Consider the following 16,319-nt stretch of genomic DNA (forward strand, 5'->3'; position numbering starts at 1 on the left):
GTAGCCAAGAAGTTGCGCAGGGATCACGATCGAAATGTGCGGGGTGATTGTCGTTGTGGCAGCCCCGGCGTAGCGAAAGCAAGGAATGCCGCGCGCATGAGTGGGCGCAGGCGCTTATTACCATTTTGAGGAGCTATCTCATGGCATTCGTTTTCATCTTCCCCAAAGGAACGCAGGCGGAGCTGACAGCCCGTTTAAAGGTGGCCTGCTTCGACGTGCCCACACTTCGCGACTACGGGGAAGGCTTATTCACGACAATCCCCGGCCAGGAGCAGCGAAAACTTGAAATGTGGGTAATACGTCCAGACAAGCAAAATACTCCAAAGTCAGGTGTCTGGATCTTTCGAGGCAGTTTTGTGGATGCAGAGGCTGTATTCTCCTCCCCAGAAGTGATGCAAGCTCTGCAGCGCGACCAGATTGTGCTCGGTGAAATCAAAGATGATGAGTTGGATGCGTGGGTACCAAAGGCGAAACGTTACGCCCCCCCCGCCCCAATAGGGTACTGAGACGTTATCGGGTTCGCCGGATAGCCTCCCTCCACCGTTGCCCCTACCCGATACCAGGGGCAACGCCCCCCTCCATCTCGACAACAATCGCCTCAATCACACACCGCGCACTCGGCGAAAGGCTTCTGTCAGGCAGACTGACCACGCCAATCTCCGAGTGCAGCTCCGGCTTATCGACAATCCGCAGCTCGACCAACCTGCCCGCTTGCACATCGTCAAGCACCGCGCCTTGGATCACGCCGAGGATCGTATCGGTGCTCCCCGCCACGGACTTCAACAACGCCACGAAGAATCCCGCCGAGACTTTGAGCTGACGCTGCGTAATCGCTCGAGCGCGGGGTTAGTGGCGAGGGTTGAGTTGCCCGGCGAGGATTGAGGTCATTTCGGCAGCGACAGACGCGTAGCCGAGTTCGAAATTGAACAACGGTTTCAAATTTCGTATTGATCTAAAAGACTGGTATTTCTGACAGTAGCCGAGACGTGTCGCAGGGATCACGATCGACATGTGCGGGGTGATTGTCGTTATGGCAGCCCGGCGTAGCGAAAGCAAGGAATGCCGCGCGCATGAGTGGGCGCAGGCGCTTATGATCATTTTGAGGAGCTATCTCATGTCAGAATACGGTTTCATCGTACCCGAACCAAAAACATGGAAGGATGTCGAAGAGCTCTTTCGCGCAGGCAATGTGCGCGAGCCATCAGTTCGCAGATACCCGGGAAATTATTTCTTGACAAACACCTCACCTGAGGAGTTCTCAGGACTTGATGGGTTTTTCAGTTCCTCCATGTCTGATGAATGGGCCGTCGAGAAGGGTTGGATGGCGTACACAACTGAATTGTCTGAAGAACTAATCAATTCACTGCGGACCGGCAAAATTGTGACATTTAAGATTAGCTCGGAGCAGGAGGACAAGTGGGTAGATATGGCGAAGCGCCACGTAGCGGCGTTAGGTTAGGGCTCGCCGTATAACCGATCCACCGTTGCCCCTACCCGATACCAGGGGCAACGCCCCCCTCCATCTCGACAACAATCGCCTCAATCACACACCGCGCACTCGGCGAAAGGCTTCTGTCAGGCAGACTGACCACGCCAATCTCCGAGTGCAGCTCCGGCTTATCGACAATCCGCAGTTCGACCAACCTGCCCGCCTGCACATCGTCAAGCACCGCGCCATGGATCACGCCGAGGATCGTATCGGTGCGCATCGCCACGGACTTCAACAACGCCACATCATCACACTCGACCATGATCGGCAGCGCTTCGGTCTTCACCACGGCCGGCAGGCGTGTGGTCGCGACGCCGTAGCTCGGCAACTCACTCATCGTCACTTCGCGCCCGGCCAGCGGATGCTGCGGTCGCACGAAGAATCCCGCCGAGACCTGGCCCAACGATCGAATCAGCAAGTCCTTATCAGCCGAGAAGTTGCGGATGTCGGCGACGAAAAATTCGATTGCCTCAGTGCGCAGCCGCGCTTCGAGAATCTGCCAGTTGTTTACCTCTACGCGCAACGAAACCTGCGGATGCTGCAGACGTAATTGCGGCAGCACCTGATGCATCAACATCGCCGCCGGAAACGGTCCGACGCCGAAGGCGATGCTGCCCAATTGGCTGTCGCCATACAGCGCCATGTCGCGTTCAAGGGAGCGCGCATCGAACAGTAATTGTCGCGCACGCTGAATCAGAAATTCCCCGGCCGGCGTCGGTCGCACGTCGCCGCTGTCGCGATCAAACAGGCGCTGGCCGGTCTGGTTTTCCAGCGCCTGAATGCTGCGGCTCAGGGCCGGTTGGCTGAGGTGCACGCGCTCGGCAGCGCGGCCGAAATGGCGTTCTTCGGCGAGGGCTAACAGATGATTGAGACGTTTCAGATCCATGGCGTCGATGCTAGCCACGCATTGTCTGGATGTAAACAATGCATTGGCCACATCACACCTGTCGCCCTACGCTGGGCCGTACTCGACCACAGAGAACAACAATAATGAGATCGACCCGCCCTGCCCTCATCGCATTGACGCTGCTTGCACTCGGCGGCTGCGACAACCACAAAGTGAGCGTGGCCAATGGCGATGCCACACCCGCGACCGCAGCAGTGATCGAAGCTTCGGTCAAAGGCCTGGACCTGACCGATACCAAGGATTTCGACGACGCCAAACGTGGTTTCATCGCACGCCCGACCGGGAAAATCCTCGGCTCGGACGGCAGCGTCCTGATCGATTTCGATGCGTTCACCTTCGTCGCCGGCAAGGCCCCGCCCACGGTCAATCCAAGCCTGTGGCGCCATGCGATGCTCAATGCGCAGATCGGCCTGTTCAAAGTCACTGACGGTATTTATCAACTGCGCGGTTTCGACATCGCCAACATGACCCTGATCGAAGGCCAGACCGGCTGGATCGTGGTCGATCCGCTGACCTCCAGGGAAACCGCCGCCGCTGCGCTGGCCTTCGCTCGCGAGCAACTCGGCGACAAACCGGTGACCGCGATCATCTTCACCCATGACCATGCCGACCATTTCGGCGGTGTGCTCGGCATCACCTCGGTTGAAGACGCGGCGCAACGCAAGCTGCCAATCGTCGCCCCGGCCGGCTTCATGGAAGAAGCCACCAGCGAAAACGTGCTGGCCGGCCCGGCGATGTCGCGCCGTTCGATGTACCAGTTCGGCAAAAACCTCGCGCCGGGTGCCAAAGGCATGGTCGATACCGGGCTGGGCAAAACCGTCGCTTACGGCAGCATCGGCATTCTTGCACCGACGCAGATCATCGATCAGCCGACTCAGGAGCTGGTGCTCGACGGCGTGAGCATGATTTTCCACAACATGCCCGGTGCCGAAGCGCCGGCGGAACTGACCTTTTCCGTACCCGCGCGCAAGGCCTATGGCGGCGCGGAGATTCTCGCGCAGACCATGCACAACTTGCTGCCGATCCGTGGCGCCAAGGTGCGCGATGCGCTGCTCTGGTCTAATTACACGCAAACCGCGCTGGATCAGCTGGGTGACACCGAAGTGTATTTCGGCCAACACAACTGGCCAATCTGGGGTAACGAGCGAATTCGTGAATTCATCAGCAAACACCGCGACGTCTACAAATACATGCACGACCAGACCGTGCGCCTGATGAACGCCGGCTACACGCCCAACGAAATCGCCGACCAGATCCAGTTGCCCGACTCGCTGGCCTCGTACTTCGGCACCCGTGGTTATTACGGCGACCTGCGGCACAACGTCAAAGCGATCTATCAGCTGTACCTAGGCGCCTACGATGGCAACCCGGCGAACCTCAATCCCCTGGTACCGAAAGACGCCGCCAAGCGCTACGTTGCATTGATGGGCGGCACGGCCAAGGTGGTTCAGGCAGCCCAAGTGGCCTACGACAACGGCGATTACCGCTGGGTCGCTGAATTGCTCAATCAAGCGGTGCTGGACGCGCCCGACGACAAATCCGCCAAGGAATTGCTGGCGCGTGCCTACGAGCAGATGGGCTATCAGGCGGAATCGGCGACCTGGCGCAACAGCTACCTGACGGCCGCCGATGAATTGCGCAATGGCCCGCCCAGCAAAGGCCTGCGTCGTTCGGATTTGCTCGAATTGATGAAACAAACGCCGACCGAGCGCTTCCTCGAAGCCATGGCCGCCAGTCTCGACGGGCCAGCGGCTGCGGGTAAAAACCTGACGTTGAACCTGGTGCTGACCGACACCCACGAATCCTTCGTGCTGTGGATCGAGAACGCCGTGCTGCACTACCGCCAAGCCGCGCCGGTGGCGGATGCCAATGCGACGCTGACAGTGACCAAGAATCTGTTCGTGCAACTGCTCGGTGGCAGCGCCGGGCTGAAAGAGGCGCTGACATCCGACGAGTTGCGGGTGGACGGCAGCAAAATCGATCTGGTGCGCTTTCTCGGTTTGCTGGAAAAAGCGCCGGGGAATTTCTCGATCGTTACCTCGCAACGCTGATCAATACAAAACCCTGTAGGAGGTGTCGAGTGAAACGAGGCTGCTCCTACACGGGTTCCGGGCTTATCATGGCGGGCACCAATGTCCCCGCCTTCACGAGACCGCGCATGACTTTCGATTTTGATCAGGTATTCGACCGCCACGACACCGGCAGCACCAAGTGGAGCCGCTATTCGGCTGACGTGCTGCCAATGTGGGTCGCTGACATGGATTTCGCCGCGCCGCCCGTGGTCATCGAGGCGCTGCAAAAGCGCCTGCTGCATCCGCTGGTGGGTTACAGCGTGCCGCAGCAGAATCTGCGCGAGGCCATCGTCGCCGATCTGTGGGCCAAGTTTGCCTGGCGCGTGCAGCCGCAGGAATTGGTGTTCCTGCCCGGCGTCGAAGCGGGTTTCAACATGGCGCTTAAAGCCTTGGTGCAACCGCAACAGAACGTCGTGGTGCAGACCCCGAACTACCCGCCACTGCGCCACGCGCCGGGGAACTGGGGGATGAACAAGGTTGAGCTGGAATTTGACGCGCAGGCTGACGGCACCTACGCCACGCCGCTGAATGCATTGCGTGAATCACTGACTGGCGGCGGCGCGCTGTTGCTGAGCAATCCGCACAACCCGATCGGCAAGGTGTTTGATCGTGCCGAGCTGCAAGCCGTGGCGGACATCTGCATGGCGCAGGACGCGTGGATCATCTCCGACGAAATCCACGCCGAGCTGTGTTACGACGGTCGCGTGCATGTTCCGACCGCGGCACTGAGTCCTGAGATCGCCCGGCGCACGATTACGCTGATGTCGGCGAGCAAGGCTTACAACATTGCGGGCCTCAAGACCTCGTTCATGATTATTCAGGACGCTGCCGTACGTGAGCGGGTCAACCACGCGCGTTGCGGCATGGTCGACAGTGTCAATCCGTTGGGCATGGAAGCTACCCGCGTGGCCTACAGCGAAGGTGGCCCGTGGCTGCAAGCGCTCAAGCAGTATCTGCAAGCCAACCGTGATTATCTGGTCGACGCGGTGCGCAGTCGCCTGCCGGGCGTGACCGTTAATGTGCCGCAGGGCACTTATCTGGCGTGGCTCGACTGCTCGGCGCTGGGGCTGGACGATCCGCAGAAGTTTTTCCTTGAACAGGCGCGAGTCGGCCTCAGCCCGGGTCTGGATTTCGGCGATCACGGCCAGCAATTCGTGCGCCTGAACTTCGGCTGCCCGCGTGCGCTGCTCGAAGAAGGCATTGCGCGGATGGAGCGCAGCCTCAAATAAACCACTCACCCTGTGGGAGCGGGCTTGCCCGCGATGACGTAATTCCAGTCGATATAGATGTTGGCTGACTGACGCTATCGCGGGCAAGCCCGCTCCCACATTGAATGTGTCGCACATCCAACCGAACTCATGGCAGGCGCGCCGGGTCAACCGCCCATAACTGTCATGAGGCTGTGCCATGAGTTTCATCATTTGGGTAGCTGTGCTCGGCGCAGTGCTGCTGACCCTGGCGCTGACCTCCTCGTATCTGCGCTGGATGCCGGTCACCACTTCGGCGGTGTGTTTGCTGTTGGGCGTGGGTATCGGCCCCAGTGGTCTGGATCTGCTGAAACTGTCGCTGGACGACGCCTCTCTGTGGATGGAGCACCTGACCGAAGTCGCGGTGCTGTTTTCGCTGTTTGTCTGCGGACTCAAGCTGCGTTTGCCACTGCGCGACAAGCGCTGGCGGATTGCATTCGGGCTGGCCGGGCCGGTGATGGTGTTGACCATCATCGGCGTGTGCCTGTTGCTGCATTTCGGCTTGCGTCTGGATTGGGGGCCGTCGGTGTTGATCGGCGCGATGCTGGCCCCGACCGATCCGGTGCTGGCGGCGCTGGTATCGGTCAACGATGCGCGAGACGAGGACAGCGTTCGCTTCGGTCTGTCCGGCGAGGCGGGTCTGAATGACGGCATCGCCTTCCCGTTTGTGATTCTTGGACTGTTGCTGTTGCACAGCGACGGCATGTCCGGCGAGTGGACCGACTGGGTTTTGCGCAGTGTGCTGTGGGCAGTGCCGGCCGGACTGCTCACCGGTTACTGGATGGGCCGCGGTATTGGACGGCTGACTTTGTCGCTGCGAATTCACAACGACGACAGCACGCTCAGCCCGAATGACTATCTGGCGCTGGCGCTGATCGCGCTGGCTTACGTGGTCGCCGAGGCCATTGGCGGTTACGGCTTTTTGTCGGTGTTCGCCGCCGGTCTGGGCTTGCGTCAGGAGGAAGTCAAATCCACCGGCGCCGGCCAGCCGCCCGCCGAGCATTTGGTGCAGCCGGTGGTCGGTCATCAGAACGTCGAGCCGCAGCACGCGGTGCATGGCAATACCGAGCAACTGGAAGACAGCCAGGTCGCTGCGGGCATCATGATGAGCGACATGCTCGCGTTCGGCAGTCTGGTCGAGCGCGCAATGGAAGTGTTTCTGGTGACGTTACTCGGGGTGGTGCTGCTGGCGCACTGGGACTGGCGGGCGCTGCTGGTCGGCGGCGTGCTGTTCTGCGTGATTCGTCCGCTGTGTGTGGTCGCAATGCCGTGGGGCACGTTGCTGGCGGGGCGACAACGCTTGTTGATTGGCTGGTTCGGTATTCGCGGGATCGGCAGTCTGTTTTATCTGTTCTATGCCTTGAATCATGGGTTGAGCGACTCGCTGGCCACGTTGTGCACCGATCTGACCTTGTCAGTGGTAGCGCTGAGCATTTTGCTGCATGGCATCAGCACCCAGCCGATTCTTGCCCGGTACGAGCAGCTTAAAATCAGAAAAGCCGATTCTTTGCGCTGAATACTCGGCGCTTAACCATCGAATTTTCTTCTGCAAAAAAATGGATCCCGCCGCGTTTGTCTCCGGTCACAGCTATAACTCCTCGCCAAACATGTTCGGCGAAGTCCGGCAGGTTCGGTTCCCCTGCGGCATCCAGCCCGATCCAAGGAATCCCGAAGAAGAAGGTTACGGTCATGAAAGAATGCTCGACTCCCGCACAGATCAAGGCTTGCAGAACCCTCGCCCTCGAGCGTAACCAGCAATTGTTCGAAGAAGCGCAGACGCTCAATCGACAGGCCCACGAGCTGCTGGAAGGACATGATCTGGACTTCAAGAAGTTTGATCACTATCAGGCGTTGCGCCGTAAGGCCGATTCGAAGTTCGAGGATGCCATCGAGCATTTGTGCGTACTTAACGCAGACTTCCCGCCTGTGCCGATGTCGACCCAGAACTCGCAAGGCTTGCGCCGCGAGCTTGAATCGCACGTTTGATCCGTGCAACAAAAAGCCCGGCCAAAAATGGCCGGGCTTTTTGTTGCGCGTCTTTCAGCTGCCGGGATTGGTCACCTGAATATAGAAAGAGTAAGTCCCGAGCAGCACCCAGAACGTGGCGAAGATCCACGGCGTACGCACCGAAAACAGCAGCGACTTGCGATAACCCTTGTGGCTCGACTCCATTTCGGCGAACAGCGGCGATTCGTCGTACGCCAGCCCCATCAACGGTTCGGCGCGCAGCAATTCGCTTTGTTTGTAATGCCAGTGATCAATGATGTCGTACGCCGCACGAATACCCGGCCAGGCGTTGAGTGAACTGAGCAGGCCGAGCAACGCGAGAAATGGCGGCACCACGATGGTGAACAACTTGCCCCATTCCGGATTGAGATTGGCCATGCATGACGCGAAGGCAATCACCAGAAACGATTGCGCGGCCAGATAGGCGTCGGTGCGGTTGGCCAGAATGGTGGTTTCGTACTGAATTTCCCGGCGGTAGAAATCCAGGCGTTCCTTGGGCGAGCCGAACATCTTGGCGTGGTGTTCGGTCAGGGTTTCTTCAGCGGTGGGTTCGGTCAGGATGCGAGGCACGGGAGACACGCTCAAAGGGACAAAGCGTTTCGATGTCTGCGGTCGCGCACAAGTTCAGCCGGATCGGGCTGGGATCATTTCATCGATTGGGCGATGATTTGCACCAGATTGAGTTGATTGAACGGTTTCGGCAAACGTGGCAAGCCCGCCGCGAAGCCTTCCAGGCGTTCGGCGTAACCGGTAGCGAGGATGATCGGCAGATCCGGTTTGAGCAGACGCACGGCATGCGCCAGTTGCGCTCCGGTCATCTGCGGCATGGCCATGTCGGTGATGATCAGGTCGATGGGTTCGCCTCGACCAATCAATGCCAGCGCCTCGGCACCGGATTCGGCATTCAGCACGCGATGGCCCAGATCCTCCAGCAACAGGCTGGTACTGGTCAGCACCAGACTGTCGTCGTCCACTACCAATACGCTCAAGCGCGGCACCACAGCCGTCGCGACATTCTGCCTCAACAGCTTGACGGTTACGTCATGGCCGGCGACCGGCAGCCATAGTTCGGCCGTGGTGCCCTGCCCCGTGGCGCTTTTGAGGATGAAACGTCCACCGAGTTGCTCGATAAACCCGTGCACCATCGACAAGCCAAGCCCGGTGCCTTTGCCGAGGCCTTTGGTGGTGAAAAACGGATCGGTGGCTGACGCCAGGGTCGTTTCGTCCATGCCTTCGCCGTTATCGCTCACGCTCAGACAGACGTAACGCCCAGCTGCCATTGTCGAATGAATGTTTTCCAGCACGACTTCGGGTTGTGCACGGATCACCACGCTGCCGCCGTCGGGCATCGCATCCCGGGCGTTGGTCGCCAGATTGAGCACCGCCAGTTCCAGCTGGTTGGTGTCGGCCAGCACCGGTTCGAGATCGGCGGGGAAATGGCTGTCGATCTTGATCCCCGGCCCCAATGAACTTTGCAGCAGGCCGCTGATGCCTTGCACAAGTTTGGGAATGTCGACCGCTTCGGTCTTGAGTTCCTGACGACGGGCAAATGCCAGCATGCGTTGGGTCAGCGACACGCCGCGCAGCGCACCTTGAGTGGCGTTTTCCAGCAGGCGATTGATTTTCGGGTCTTCGCCAACGCGTTTACGCACGATCTCCAGATTGCCGAGGATCACTGTCAGCAAATTATTGAAGTCGTGAGCGATGCCGCCACTGAGTTGACCGATGGCTTGCATCTTCTGCGCCTGGAACAACGCTTCACGGGTGCGCTCCAGATCGAGCTGGGTCTGGTGGGCTTCGGTGACGTCGCGGGTGATCTTGGCGAAACCGAGCAAGGTGCCGGTGTCGCCGCGAATCGCATCGACCACTACGTGCGCCATGAACCGGGTGCCATCCTTGCGCATGCGCCAGGTCTTGTTCTCGAAGCGCCCTTCGCGCACCGCGGTTTCGAGTGCACGTTGCGGCTCGCCCAGTTCGCGGTCTTCGGGGGTGTAGAACATCGAAAAATGCTCGCCGATGACTTCTTGCGGGGCGTAACCCTTGATCCGCTGTGCGCCGGGGTTCCAGTTGGTTACCAAACCTTCCGGGCTGAGCATGTAGATCGCATAGTCGGTGACGCCCTGCACCAGCAAACGGAACTGCTGTTCACTGCGTTTGAGGGTTTCTTCGGCCATCTTGCGGTCGGTCAGGTCGCGGGTGATCTTGGCAAACCCCAGCAACTCTCCGCCGGGGCTGAAAATCGGGTCGATCACCACATGGCACCAGAAGTGCGTGCCGTCCTTGCGTACCCGCCAGCCTTCGCCTTCGAACCGCCCTTCATGGATGGCCGTGTCGAGCGCACGCTGCGGCAAACCGGCGGCGCGGTCTTCATCGGTATAAAAGCGTGAAAAGTGCTCACCGAGAATCTCGGCTTCTTCATAACCCTTGAAGCGTTTGGCGCCGGAGTTCCAGCTGGTGATGACGCCGGTGGGGTCAATCATGTAGATCGCATAATCGACCACGGCATCGATCAACAGACGGAAGCGCATTTCCTCAATCGCGGTATTTTTCTTGTTGTTCTCGCTCATTGGGCTCACCGCACGTAGTCATTGGCAGAAGTATGCGTCAATCCGACGGATTGGGGAGGCGCAAAAGCACACTGGTTTACGCGATGGGCGAATGTTCAGCGCTGGACGTATTTGACGATGCGCGAATACAGGGCGTTGAACAGATAATCTGGCACCTGCGCTGCGTATTGCGTGGCTTTGTGCAGTGCCAGATGGCTTTCCTTGATCAGCTCGTTGCGTTCGGCTTCGCTGCCGACCGACTTGCCGACGATGCGCTCATAGACGCTATAGCTGTAGGGAGTGGAGGTTGAGGTGATCGTCAGTTGGTTTTCTGCATCGAGGGCATAGGCGCTGTGTGCCCGTAGTGCTCGATCTTGCATGGCTCCGAATCCGCGTTCGTACAGAAACACCTAGGAGCCGCTGACTTTTTTGCTCGCTGCCTCCAGCGCGTACAGCACTGCATGGGCGGTGTCGAAACTGGATTTCAGCGTCGCGGGCCGGAGAAAACGTTCCAGCTCGCCTTTCTCCAGACTTTTGAAGCCACGCTGCACGCCTGAAATAAACGCAAACGGCAGGTTGCAGGCGACGACATGGACTTCCATTTGGTAGCCAGCATTCGCTGCGTAATCAGGTAATGCCGCGAAATCGATACTGTCGTAAGCGCACTCGATAATGATGTTGAGTTTTTGCGCGAAGGCTTGCTTGAAGATTTGCCCGCACAGGTCGCGAATGAAGGCATCGGTGTGTTCATAGGCATGCAGAACCCCTTGCTTGATCATCTCTGCGTATTGCGGGTGCTGTTTGCGGTATTCCGGCAGGTACAACCGCACGTAATTCGTGTAGCGACCAGACGGCAGCAGTTGTTTTTCCAGGAGGTAGGTTTTGCCGGAGCTTTGTACGCCAGCAGTCACTAACATTTTCGGCGTGGTTTCGGCCGTGATGCCGGCAAACAGCGTGGCGCTGATCGTATCGAATGCGGCGCTTAGCTGTTGCGGCGTGTAGCTGTAGGTTGCGGAGGTGGACATGGGTGATTTCCTTATCAAATGTCGGTATGTGCCGAGGGCCGGCCCTATGACTAAAGACCCGTTCGGGGGCTTTTTCAAAGGACGGTGTTTGACAAGATATGTCATTGGATTTAAAGGGAAATATTCCTACAACTTAAAGTGAATTCTCACTCGAAATGGACTCCGCGAGCGCACGAACAAATAGGCATCAGCCTGCGATCTCCCGGTCATTTTCCTGACAGTCCACCGACCACCAACGCGGCAGCAGTTGCCTGACCCGGCTCTCGCCAAAGCGGTCATCGATCAACATCACTACCCCGCGATCCTGCTGCGTGCGGATTACCCGCCCGGCGGCCTGCACCACTTTCTGCACGCCGGGGAACAAGTAGGTGTAGTCGTAACCGGCGCCGAAGATCGCCGCCATGCGCCGCTTCAATTGCTCGTTGACCGGGTTCAGTTGTGCCAGCCCGAGGGTCGCGATGAATGCGCCGATCAGCCGCGCGCCGGGCAAGTCGATGCCTTCACCGAACGCGCCACCGAGTACCGCGAAGCCTACGCCCTGGCTGTCAGCGGTGAACTGATCGAGAAAATCCTGCCGTTGGCCCTCGGCCATGCCCCGCGATTGCAGCCACAAGGTGATGTGCGGATGGCGCTCGGCGAGTAGTTGCGCGACCTGTTGCAGGTAATCGAAGCTGCTGAAGAACGCCAGATAGTTGCCCGGCCGCTCGCTGAACTGCCGGGCGATCAACTCGACAATCGGCTCCAGCGATGCCTGGCGGTGGGCGAAGCGCGTAGAAATCCGGCTGATGATCTGCACTTGCAACTGCTCGGCGCTGAACGGTGATTCGACGTCGATCCACACGGTGTCGGCCGGGGTGCCGAGCAAGTCGGCGTAATAGTGCCGTGGGCTGAGGGTCGCGGAAAACAGCACGCTGCTGCGCGCGGCGGTCAGGCGCGGGCCGATGAACGCGGCGGGGACTACGTTGCGCAGGCACAGTTGCGACAGCGGTCGCTTGCGGTCGAGGTCACGTTTGCTGATGTCGAACAGATAGTGCGCATCGAACAGCTCCGCCACCCGGCCAAACTGCAGCATCTCGAAGTAGAAATTCTGCAAGCCGCTGTCGAGGCCTTGCGGGTGATCGTTAAGGTAATCGCCGATGCTGCCGCTGCACAGGGAAATTGCTTGAAGCAGCTTCTCCGGAGCCTTGTCGTAGGCTTGATAAGTGGCGAGCTGGCCGTTGTGCAGCGCGTTCCATTCGCGGTTGACCCGCTGCAATGCCTTCTTCAACGGCTCGGGCGCGGTTTTGCGCACATTGTTCAGCGCCGCCTGATCAAGGGTCGCGCTGTACATCTGCCGCCCGCGTTCGACCAGGTTGTGCGCCTCGTCCACCAGCACCGCAACTTTCCATTGGTTGAGCTGCGCAAGGCCGAACAACAGCGCGCTGAAATCGAAGTAATAGTTGTAGTCGGCCACCACCACGTCCGCCCAGCGGGCCATTTCCTGACTGAGGTAATACGGGCACACCGTGTGTTGCGCGGCGACTTCGCGGATGGCCGCTTGATTGAGCAGATTCAACTGACTGGCAGCCTTGCGTGCTGCGGGCAAGCGATCGTAGAAGCCTTGCGCCAACGGACAGGATTCGCCGTGACAGGCCTTGTCCGGATGCTCGCAAGCCTTGTCCCGGGCGACCATTTCCAGCACCCGTAGCGGCAAGGTTTCGCTGTGATCGAACAACACTTGCGCCGCGTCCAGTGCCAGTTTGCGCCCCGGCGTCTTGGCGGTGAGGAAATACACTTTGTCGAGTTGCTGCGGCGCCATGGCCTTGAGCAGCGGAAACAAAGTGCCCAGGGTTTTGCCGATGCCGGTCGGTGCCTGGGCCATCAGGCAGCGGCCGGTGCTCGCGGCTTTGAAGACTGACTCTGCGAGATGACGTTGACCGGGACGAAAACCGGCATGGGGGAATTTCAAATCCGCCGCAGCACGATTGCGCGCCTCGCGATGGGCCATTTCCTGCTCGGCCCATTGCAGGAACAACCGGCACTGCTGCTCGAAAAACTGTTGCAACACCTCGGCACTGAAGGCTTCGACCAGACAGGTTTCCTTCTCGCTGACGATGTCGAAATACACCAGCGCCAGATTGATTTGTTCAAGCTGCAGCTTCTGGCACATCAGCCAGCCGTAGATTTTCGCCTGCGCCCAGTGCAAATGGCGGTGATTGAGCGGTTGCTTGCTCAGGTCGCCACGGTAGGTTTTGACTTCTTCCAGGCAGTTCTGCGCCGGGTCGTAACCGTCCGCCCGACCTTTGATCTTCAGTTGACCGAATGAGCCTTCCAGCGAGACTTCGCTTTGATAACCCTCACTGCGGCGCGAGGCCACGGTGCGGTGGCCGGCGATGCCTTCCAGCGCGGTGGGTGACGGCGTGAAGCGTAAGTCGAGGTCGCCGGTCTTGGCGGTGAACTCGCACAGCGCGCGTACGGCAATGCTGTAGCTCAAGCGCCCTGCTCCGCCCATTGCACGTAACACACGGCAACCGGCATCTGGTGCGCGTGGCAGAACTCGATCCAGCGTAACTGGTTGTCCTGCAAACGGTCGCCGGGGCCTTTGACTTCGATCATCCGGTAGGTTTTTTCCTGCGGCCAGAACTGGATCAGGTCGGGCATGCCGGTACGATTGGCCTTGATGTCCAGCAGCAAGCGGTTGAACCAGTGTTTCAGGTGTTCGGCGGGCAAACAGGCCAGTGCTTGCTCCAGCAGGTTTTCATTGAGTGCGCCCCAGAACACGAACGGCGACTGCACGCCCCACTTGGTCACGAAGCGCGTGCGGATGGTGTCGGCATAACGCCCGTCGTCGAGTTCAGCCAGACAAGCCTGGAACAGTTCACCCCGGCGCTGCTGGAAGTCTTCATTGAGCAGATCCACCGGCCCACGCTGGAACGGGTGAAAGAATGCCCCTGGCAACGGCGCGAAAATCGCTGGCCAGCACAGCAAGCCAAACAAGGAGTTGATCAGACTGTTTTCCACGTAATGCACCGGGCCGGCATCGTCATGCAGATGCGCCTGTACGTGGAATTCCACCGAACGCGTCAGATCAGTGCGCGGCAGGTGCAGATCGAGTCGTTCCACGGGTTTCGCCGCAGCACGTTTGAGCGGCGGGCCACCGAGTTTGCGCCGCAGGCGTGGCATCACCCGCTGCAGGCCTTGCTGCTCGGTAGCACTGTGCGGCGCCTGCTGAGCAATCTCGGCCAGCTCCAGCGCCAACGCGTATTCGCCACTGCGCTCAAGCACGCGGATCATGCGCAAGCGTGCACCGGGATAAGTGCAATCGCGGTAAACACCAAGCGCCAGAGCGAACTCGCCGATGCGTTCGCAATACTGACCGATCTGAAACAACAGCTTGGCCCGGCGGCGTTGCAGCCATGGATTGTCGAAATGCAGCGCGTGGACTTGCTCGACAATCTCCTCCAACGGCTCGCCGGCCTCGAAGCGCTGCTGGCATGCGTGCAGAAACAGGCAGGCATCGACGTCGGCACGGCTGCGCAGGCCGCGGGAGTCGGCACAGAATTCGACTTTTTCATAGGTAAAGATGCCGAGATCGGCCAGCACGAACTCCGACCAGTCCTGATACAGATTGCCGAAGAACATCAGGCGGAATCGGTCGCACAGATCCATGAGCGTCAGGCTCAGCAATCGGTCTTCCAATGACGGGCACCAATCAACCAACGAGCGCGGTTCCGGATGCAGATCGTGCAGCAACGGCAACCAATCGACTTTCTTGCCCTTGGGTTCAACGATGGCCGGGCCGAACGCTTGCAGGATTTCCGCCTTGAGCAACACTTCAAACAGCTCGTGCATCGACACTGGCGCCGCGTCGTCGAGCCAGCCGAGATCGAGCAAAGGTTGCGCCGCGCCAGGAATGTCGCCGATTTCTGCATAATTGAGTTTGCCGACGCGAAAGTGCACACCCTTGCGCATCACCATGCGCACCAGCAAACCCTGCGAGGCGCGCGGCAATGTGTTGAAGGTCTGGATGAACGCGAGTTCGTCCTCACTCATCAGATCGGCATAGCGAAGCTCAAGCCAATCAAGCACTTGCTGGAAGTTGTTGAGGTAATAGAACGGGTCGTCGAGCGGATTTGCAATCACGGTGATTTCGGAGCCATGGCGAGCGGGTACTGGTTATGCGTACAGATAACAGCTACGCCCCGACGGGTGCAAACGGAAAAGGATCAGCGGCACTGATCGTGGGGGATTTTTTCACCGGTGTATGAACTTTTACCGATCTGACGGCACCAACCGCGGTATAAGACCGACTTCGGTCACAAGACATGGAATAAGAGGTTGCTATGAATTTCAAGACTTTGGGTGTGCCTTTGGCTGTTGCAGCGCTGCTGAGCCTGGCAGGCTGCTCCACTCCGACGGTGGTGACCCTGCAGAACGGTACTCAGTATTTGACCGAAGACATGCCGAAGACCAAAACCAATGACGGTTTCTATGAGTTCGAGGATATTTCCGGAGCCAAGGTAAAAGTCCGCGCCGATGAAGTGGCGACGGTGCGCAAGGAAGACTGATCGTTTTGTGGAGCTGCCTGACCGGCAGCTCCGAGAATATTGCGGTTATTGCGGTTGGGTCATGCCCGGAATGCTGTTGTCGCACGTCACGTAGCGCCCGCCGCGCCGGGCCACTTCGCCTTGCATGCGCTTGCAACGTTCCAGATCCTGCTGGGCCATGCGGTCGATGCTCAGGTTGCCGGTGGTTTGCGGCTGTTTGCCGTCACCCAACCGGATCGTAACGAACGGTTGTTCGGGCTGAATCTGAAATCGGCTTTTCTCTTCGACGGGTTTGACCTTGTCGGTCTTGGCCGGTGCAGGCAATTGATCTGTGGTGACTCCGTAGCGGCTCAGAATCGAGCTGTGAGGCAGATCGGCCCAAGTGTTGGTCGCAAACAGCGCCAGTCCCAGAACCCCGATGTAGCCTGTGTAAACCTTCACGCGTGAATCTCCTGTGCTCAATTAGCGGCTTCTACATGACGTCTGGTCATGTGGAGGAT

17 protein-coding genes are annotated in these 16,319 nt (G+C 59.1%); 7 read left to right on the forward strand and 10 right to left on the reverse strand.

The features are described from left to right. The first annotated feature begins 140 nt into the window (after positions 1-140). On the forward strand, positions 141-506 hold the full coding sequence (locus ACP7BN_RS00290; RefSeq protein WP_426200736.1) for a hypothetical protein: 366 nt from the start codon (positions 141-143) through the stop codon (positions 504-506). Between the two features lie 43 nt (positions 507-549). Here the strand turns inward: ACP7BN_RS00290 and ACP7BN_RS00295 are convergent, their stop codons facing one another. After that, positions 550-792, reverse strand: coding sequence for a hypothetical protein (locus tag ACP7BN_RS00295; protein ID WP_426200738.1), 243 nt, complete (start codon positions 790-792; stop codon positions 550-552). Positions 793-1,114: 322 nt separating this feature from the next. Between ACP7BN_RS00295 and ACP7BN_RS00300 the strand changes: the two genes are divergently transcribed. Further along, entirely contained in the window at positions 1,115-1,459 is a 345-nt protein-coding gene (locus ACP7BN_RS00300) for a hypothetical protein (RefSeq protein ID WP_426200739.1), read from the forward strand. Positions 1,460-1,490: 31 nt separating this feature from the next. On the opposite strand, the gene ACP7BN_RS00305 is transcribed toward ACP7BN_RS00300, so the two are convergent. Further along, positions 1,491-2,375, reverse strand: a complete 885-nt coding sequence (locus tag ACP7BN_RS00305; RefSeq protein ID WP_426200741.1) for a LysR family transcriptional regulator — start codon at positions 2,373-2,375, stop codon at positions 1,491-1,493. A gap of 104 nt (positions 2,376-2,479) precedes the next feature. Between ACP7BN_RS00305 and ACP7BN_RS00310 the strand changes: the two genes are divergently transcribed. The 3 genes from ACP7BN_RS00310 to ACP7BN_RS00320 all read left to right on the forward strand — a co-directional run bounded on the left by ACP7BN_RS00310 (position 2,480) and on the right by ACP7BN_RS00320 (position 7,231). Then, positions 2,480-4,447: an alkyl/aryl-sulfatase gene (locus tag ACP7BN_RS00310; protein ID WP_426200743.1), complete on the forward strand. Its 1,968-nt coding sequence runs from the start codon at positions 2,480-2,482 to the stop codon at positions 4,445-4,447. 107 nt (positions 4,448-4,554) lie between these two features. Beyond that, complete coding sequence (locus tag ACP7BN_RS00315) at positions 4,555-5,697, forward strand: MalY/PatB family protein (RefSeq protein ID WP_426200745.1); 1,143 nt, start codon at positions 4,555-4,557, stop codon at positions 5,695-5,697. 178 nt (positions 5,698-5,875) lie between these two features. Next, positions 5,876-7,231, forward strand: a complete 1,356-nt coding sequence (locus ACP7BN_RS00320) for a cation:proton antiporter (protein WP_426200747.1) — start codon at positions 5,876-5,878, stop codon at positions 7,229-7,231. On the opposite strand, the gene ACP7BN_RS00325 is transcribed toward ACP7BN_RS00320, so the two are convergent. After that, positions 7,206-7,406: a hypothetical protein gene (locus ACP7BN_RS00325; protein WP_426200749.1), complete on the reverse strand. Its 201-nt coding sequence runs from the start codon at positions 7,404-7,406 to the stop codon at positions 7,206-7,208. The two genes, ACP7BN_RS00320 and ACP7BN_RS00325, sit on opposite strands and share 26 nt — an antisense overlap. On the opposite strand from ACP7BN_RS00325, the gene ACP7BN_RS00330 reads away from it, so the two are divergent. Then, the gene (locus ACP7BN_RS00330) at positions 7,405-7,701 is read left to right on the forward strand and encodes a hypothetical protein (RefSeq protein ID WP_426200751.1); all 297 of its coding nucleotides are present in this window, start codon (positions 7,405-7,407) and stop codon (positions 7,699-7,701) included. The two genes, ACP7BN_RS00325 and ACP7BN_RS00330, sit on opposite strands and share 2 nt — an antisense overlap. A gap of 54 nt (positions 7,702-7,755) precedes the next feature. Here the strand turns inward: ACP7BN_RS00330 and ACP7BN_RS00335 are convergent, their stop codons facing one another. The 6 genes from ACP7BN_RS00335 to ACP7BN_RS00360 form a co-directional block, all read right to left on the reverse strand. Further along, positions 7,756-8,292: a hypothetical protein gene (locus ACP7BN_RS00335; RefSeq protein WP_426200753.1), complete on the reverse strand. Its 537-nt coding sequence runs from the start codon at positions 8,290-8,292 to the stop codon at positions 7,756-7,758. Positions 8,293-8,366: 74 nt separating this feature from the next. After that, the gene (locus ACP7BN_RS00340) at positions 8,367-10,289 is read right to left on the reverse strand and encodes a PAS domain S-box protein (RefSeq protein ID WP_426200755.1); all 1,923 of its coding nucleotides are present in this window, start codon (positions 10,287-10,289) and stop codon (positions 8,367-8,369) included. Positions 10,290-10,384: 95 nt separating this feature from the next. Then, the gene (locus ACP7BN_RS00345) at positions 10,385-10,648 is read right to left on the reverse strand and encodes a hypothetical protein (protein ID WP_426200757.1); all 264 of its coding nucleotides are present in this window, start codon (positions 10,646-10,648) and stop codon (positions 10,385-10,387) included. A 30-nt stretch (positions 10,649-10,678) separates the two neighbouring features. Beyond that, positions 10,679-11,293, reverse strand: coding sequence for a zeta toxin family protein (locus ACP7BN_RS00350; RefSeq protein WP_426200759.1), 615 nt, complete (start codon positions 11,291-11,293; stop codon positions 10,679-10,681). Positions 11,294-11,480: 187 nt separating this feature from the next. Then, a complete protein-coding gene (locus ACP7BN_RS00355) occupies positions 11,481-13,766 on the reverse strand; it encodes an ATP-dependent DNA helicase (RefSeq protein WP_426200761.1) in 2,286 nt (761 codons plus the stop codon). Next, complete coding sequence (locus ACP7BN_RS00360) at positions 13,763-15,415, reverse strand: VRR-NUC domain-containing protein (protein WP_426200762.1); 1,653 nt, start codon at positions 15,413-15,415, stop codon at positions 13,763-13,765. The genes ACP7BN_RS00355 and ACP7BN_RS00360 overlap by 4 nt, the downstream gene beginning before the upstream one ends. Positions 15,416-15,615: 200 nt before the next feature. On the opposite strand from ACP7BN_RS00360, the gene ACP7BN_RS00365 reads away from it, so the two are divergent. Further along, positions 15,616-15,840: a YgdI/YgdR family lipoprotein gene (locus ACP7BN_RS00365; protein WP_420650731.1), complete on the forward strand. Its 225-nt coding sequence runs from the start codon at positions 15,616-15,618 to the stop codon at positions 15,838-15,840. 45 nt (positions 15,841-15,885) lie between these two features. Here ACP7BN_RS00365 and ACP7BN_RS00370 read toward each other — a convergent pair whose 3' ends face one another. Beyond that, positions 15,886-16,260 (reverse strand): hypothetical protein, encoded by a 375-nt coding sequence (locus tag ACP7BN_RS00370; RefSeq protein WP_426200764.1) that lies wholly within the window; start codon positions 16,258-16,260, stop codon positions 15,886-15,888. Between the last annotated feature and the right edge of the window lie 59 nt (positions 16,261-16,319).

This window comes from Pseudomonas sp. TWP3-1, assembly GCF_049896625.1.
In the GTDB taxonomy this organism is placed as follows: Bacteria; Pseudomonadota; Gammaproteobacteria; order Pseudomonadales; family Pseudomonadaceae; genus Aquipseudomonas.

Excerpts from the sequence above, each read along its gene's own strand:
- ACP7BN_RS00300 (WP_426200739.1), top strand. The coding sequence starts at position 1,115 with ATGTCAGAATACGGTTTCATCGTACCCGAACCAAAAACATGGAAGGAT.
- ACP7BN_RS00320 (WP_426200747.1), top strand. The coding sequence starts at position 5,876 with ATGAGTTTCATCATTTGGGTAGCTGTGCTCGGCGCAGTGCTGCTGACC.
- ACP7BN_RS00365 (WP_420650731.1), top strand. The coding sequence starts at position 15,616 with ATGAATTTCAAGACTTTGGGTGTGCCTTTGGCTGTTGCAGCGCTGCTG.
- ACP7BN_RS00345 (WP_426200757.1), bottom strand. The coding sequence starts at position 10,648 with ATGCAAGATCGAGCACTACGGGCACACAGCGCCTATGCCCTCGATGCA.
- ACP7BN_RS00350 (WP_426200759.1), bottom strand. The coding sequence starts at position 11,293 with ATGTCCACCTCCGCAACCTACAGCTACACGCCGCAACAGCTAAGCGCC.
- ACP7BN_RS00340 (WP_426200755.1), bottom strand. The coding sequence starts at position 10,289 with ATGAGCGAGAACAACAAGAAAAATACCGCGATTGAGGAAATGCGCTTC.
- ACP7BN_RS00325 (WP_426200749.1), bottom strand. The coding sequence starts at position 7,406 with ATGACCGTAACCTTCTTCTTCGGGATTCCTTGGATCGGGCTGGATGCC.
- ACP7BN_RS00305 (WP_426200741.1), bottom strand. The coding sequence starts at position 2,375 with ATGGATCTGAAACGTCTCAATCATCTGTTAGCCCTCGCCGAAGAACGC.
- ACP7BN_RS00290 (WP_426200736.1), top strand. The coding sequence starts at position 141 with ATGGCATTCGTTTTCATCTTCCCCAAAGGAACGCAGGCGGAGCTGACA.
- ACP7BN_RS00330 (WP_426200751.1), top strand. The coding sequence starts at position 7,405 with ATGAAAGAATGCTCGACTCCCGCACAGATCAAGGCTTGCAGAACCCTC.
- ACP7BN_RS00315 (WP_426200745.1), top strand. The coding sequence starts at position 4,555 with ATGACTTTCGATTTTGATCAGGTATTCGACCGCCACGACACCGGCAGC.
- ACP7BN_RS00310 (WP_426200743.1), top strand. The coding sequence starts at position 2,480 with ATGAGATCGACCCGCCCTGCCCTCATCGCATTGACGCTGCTTGCACTC.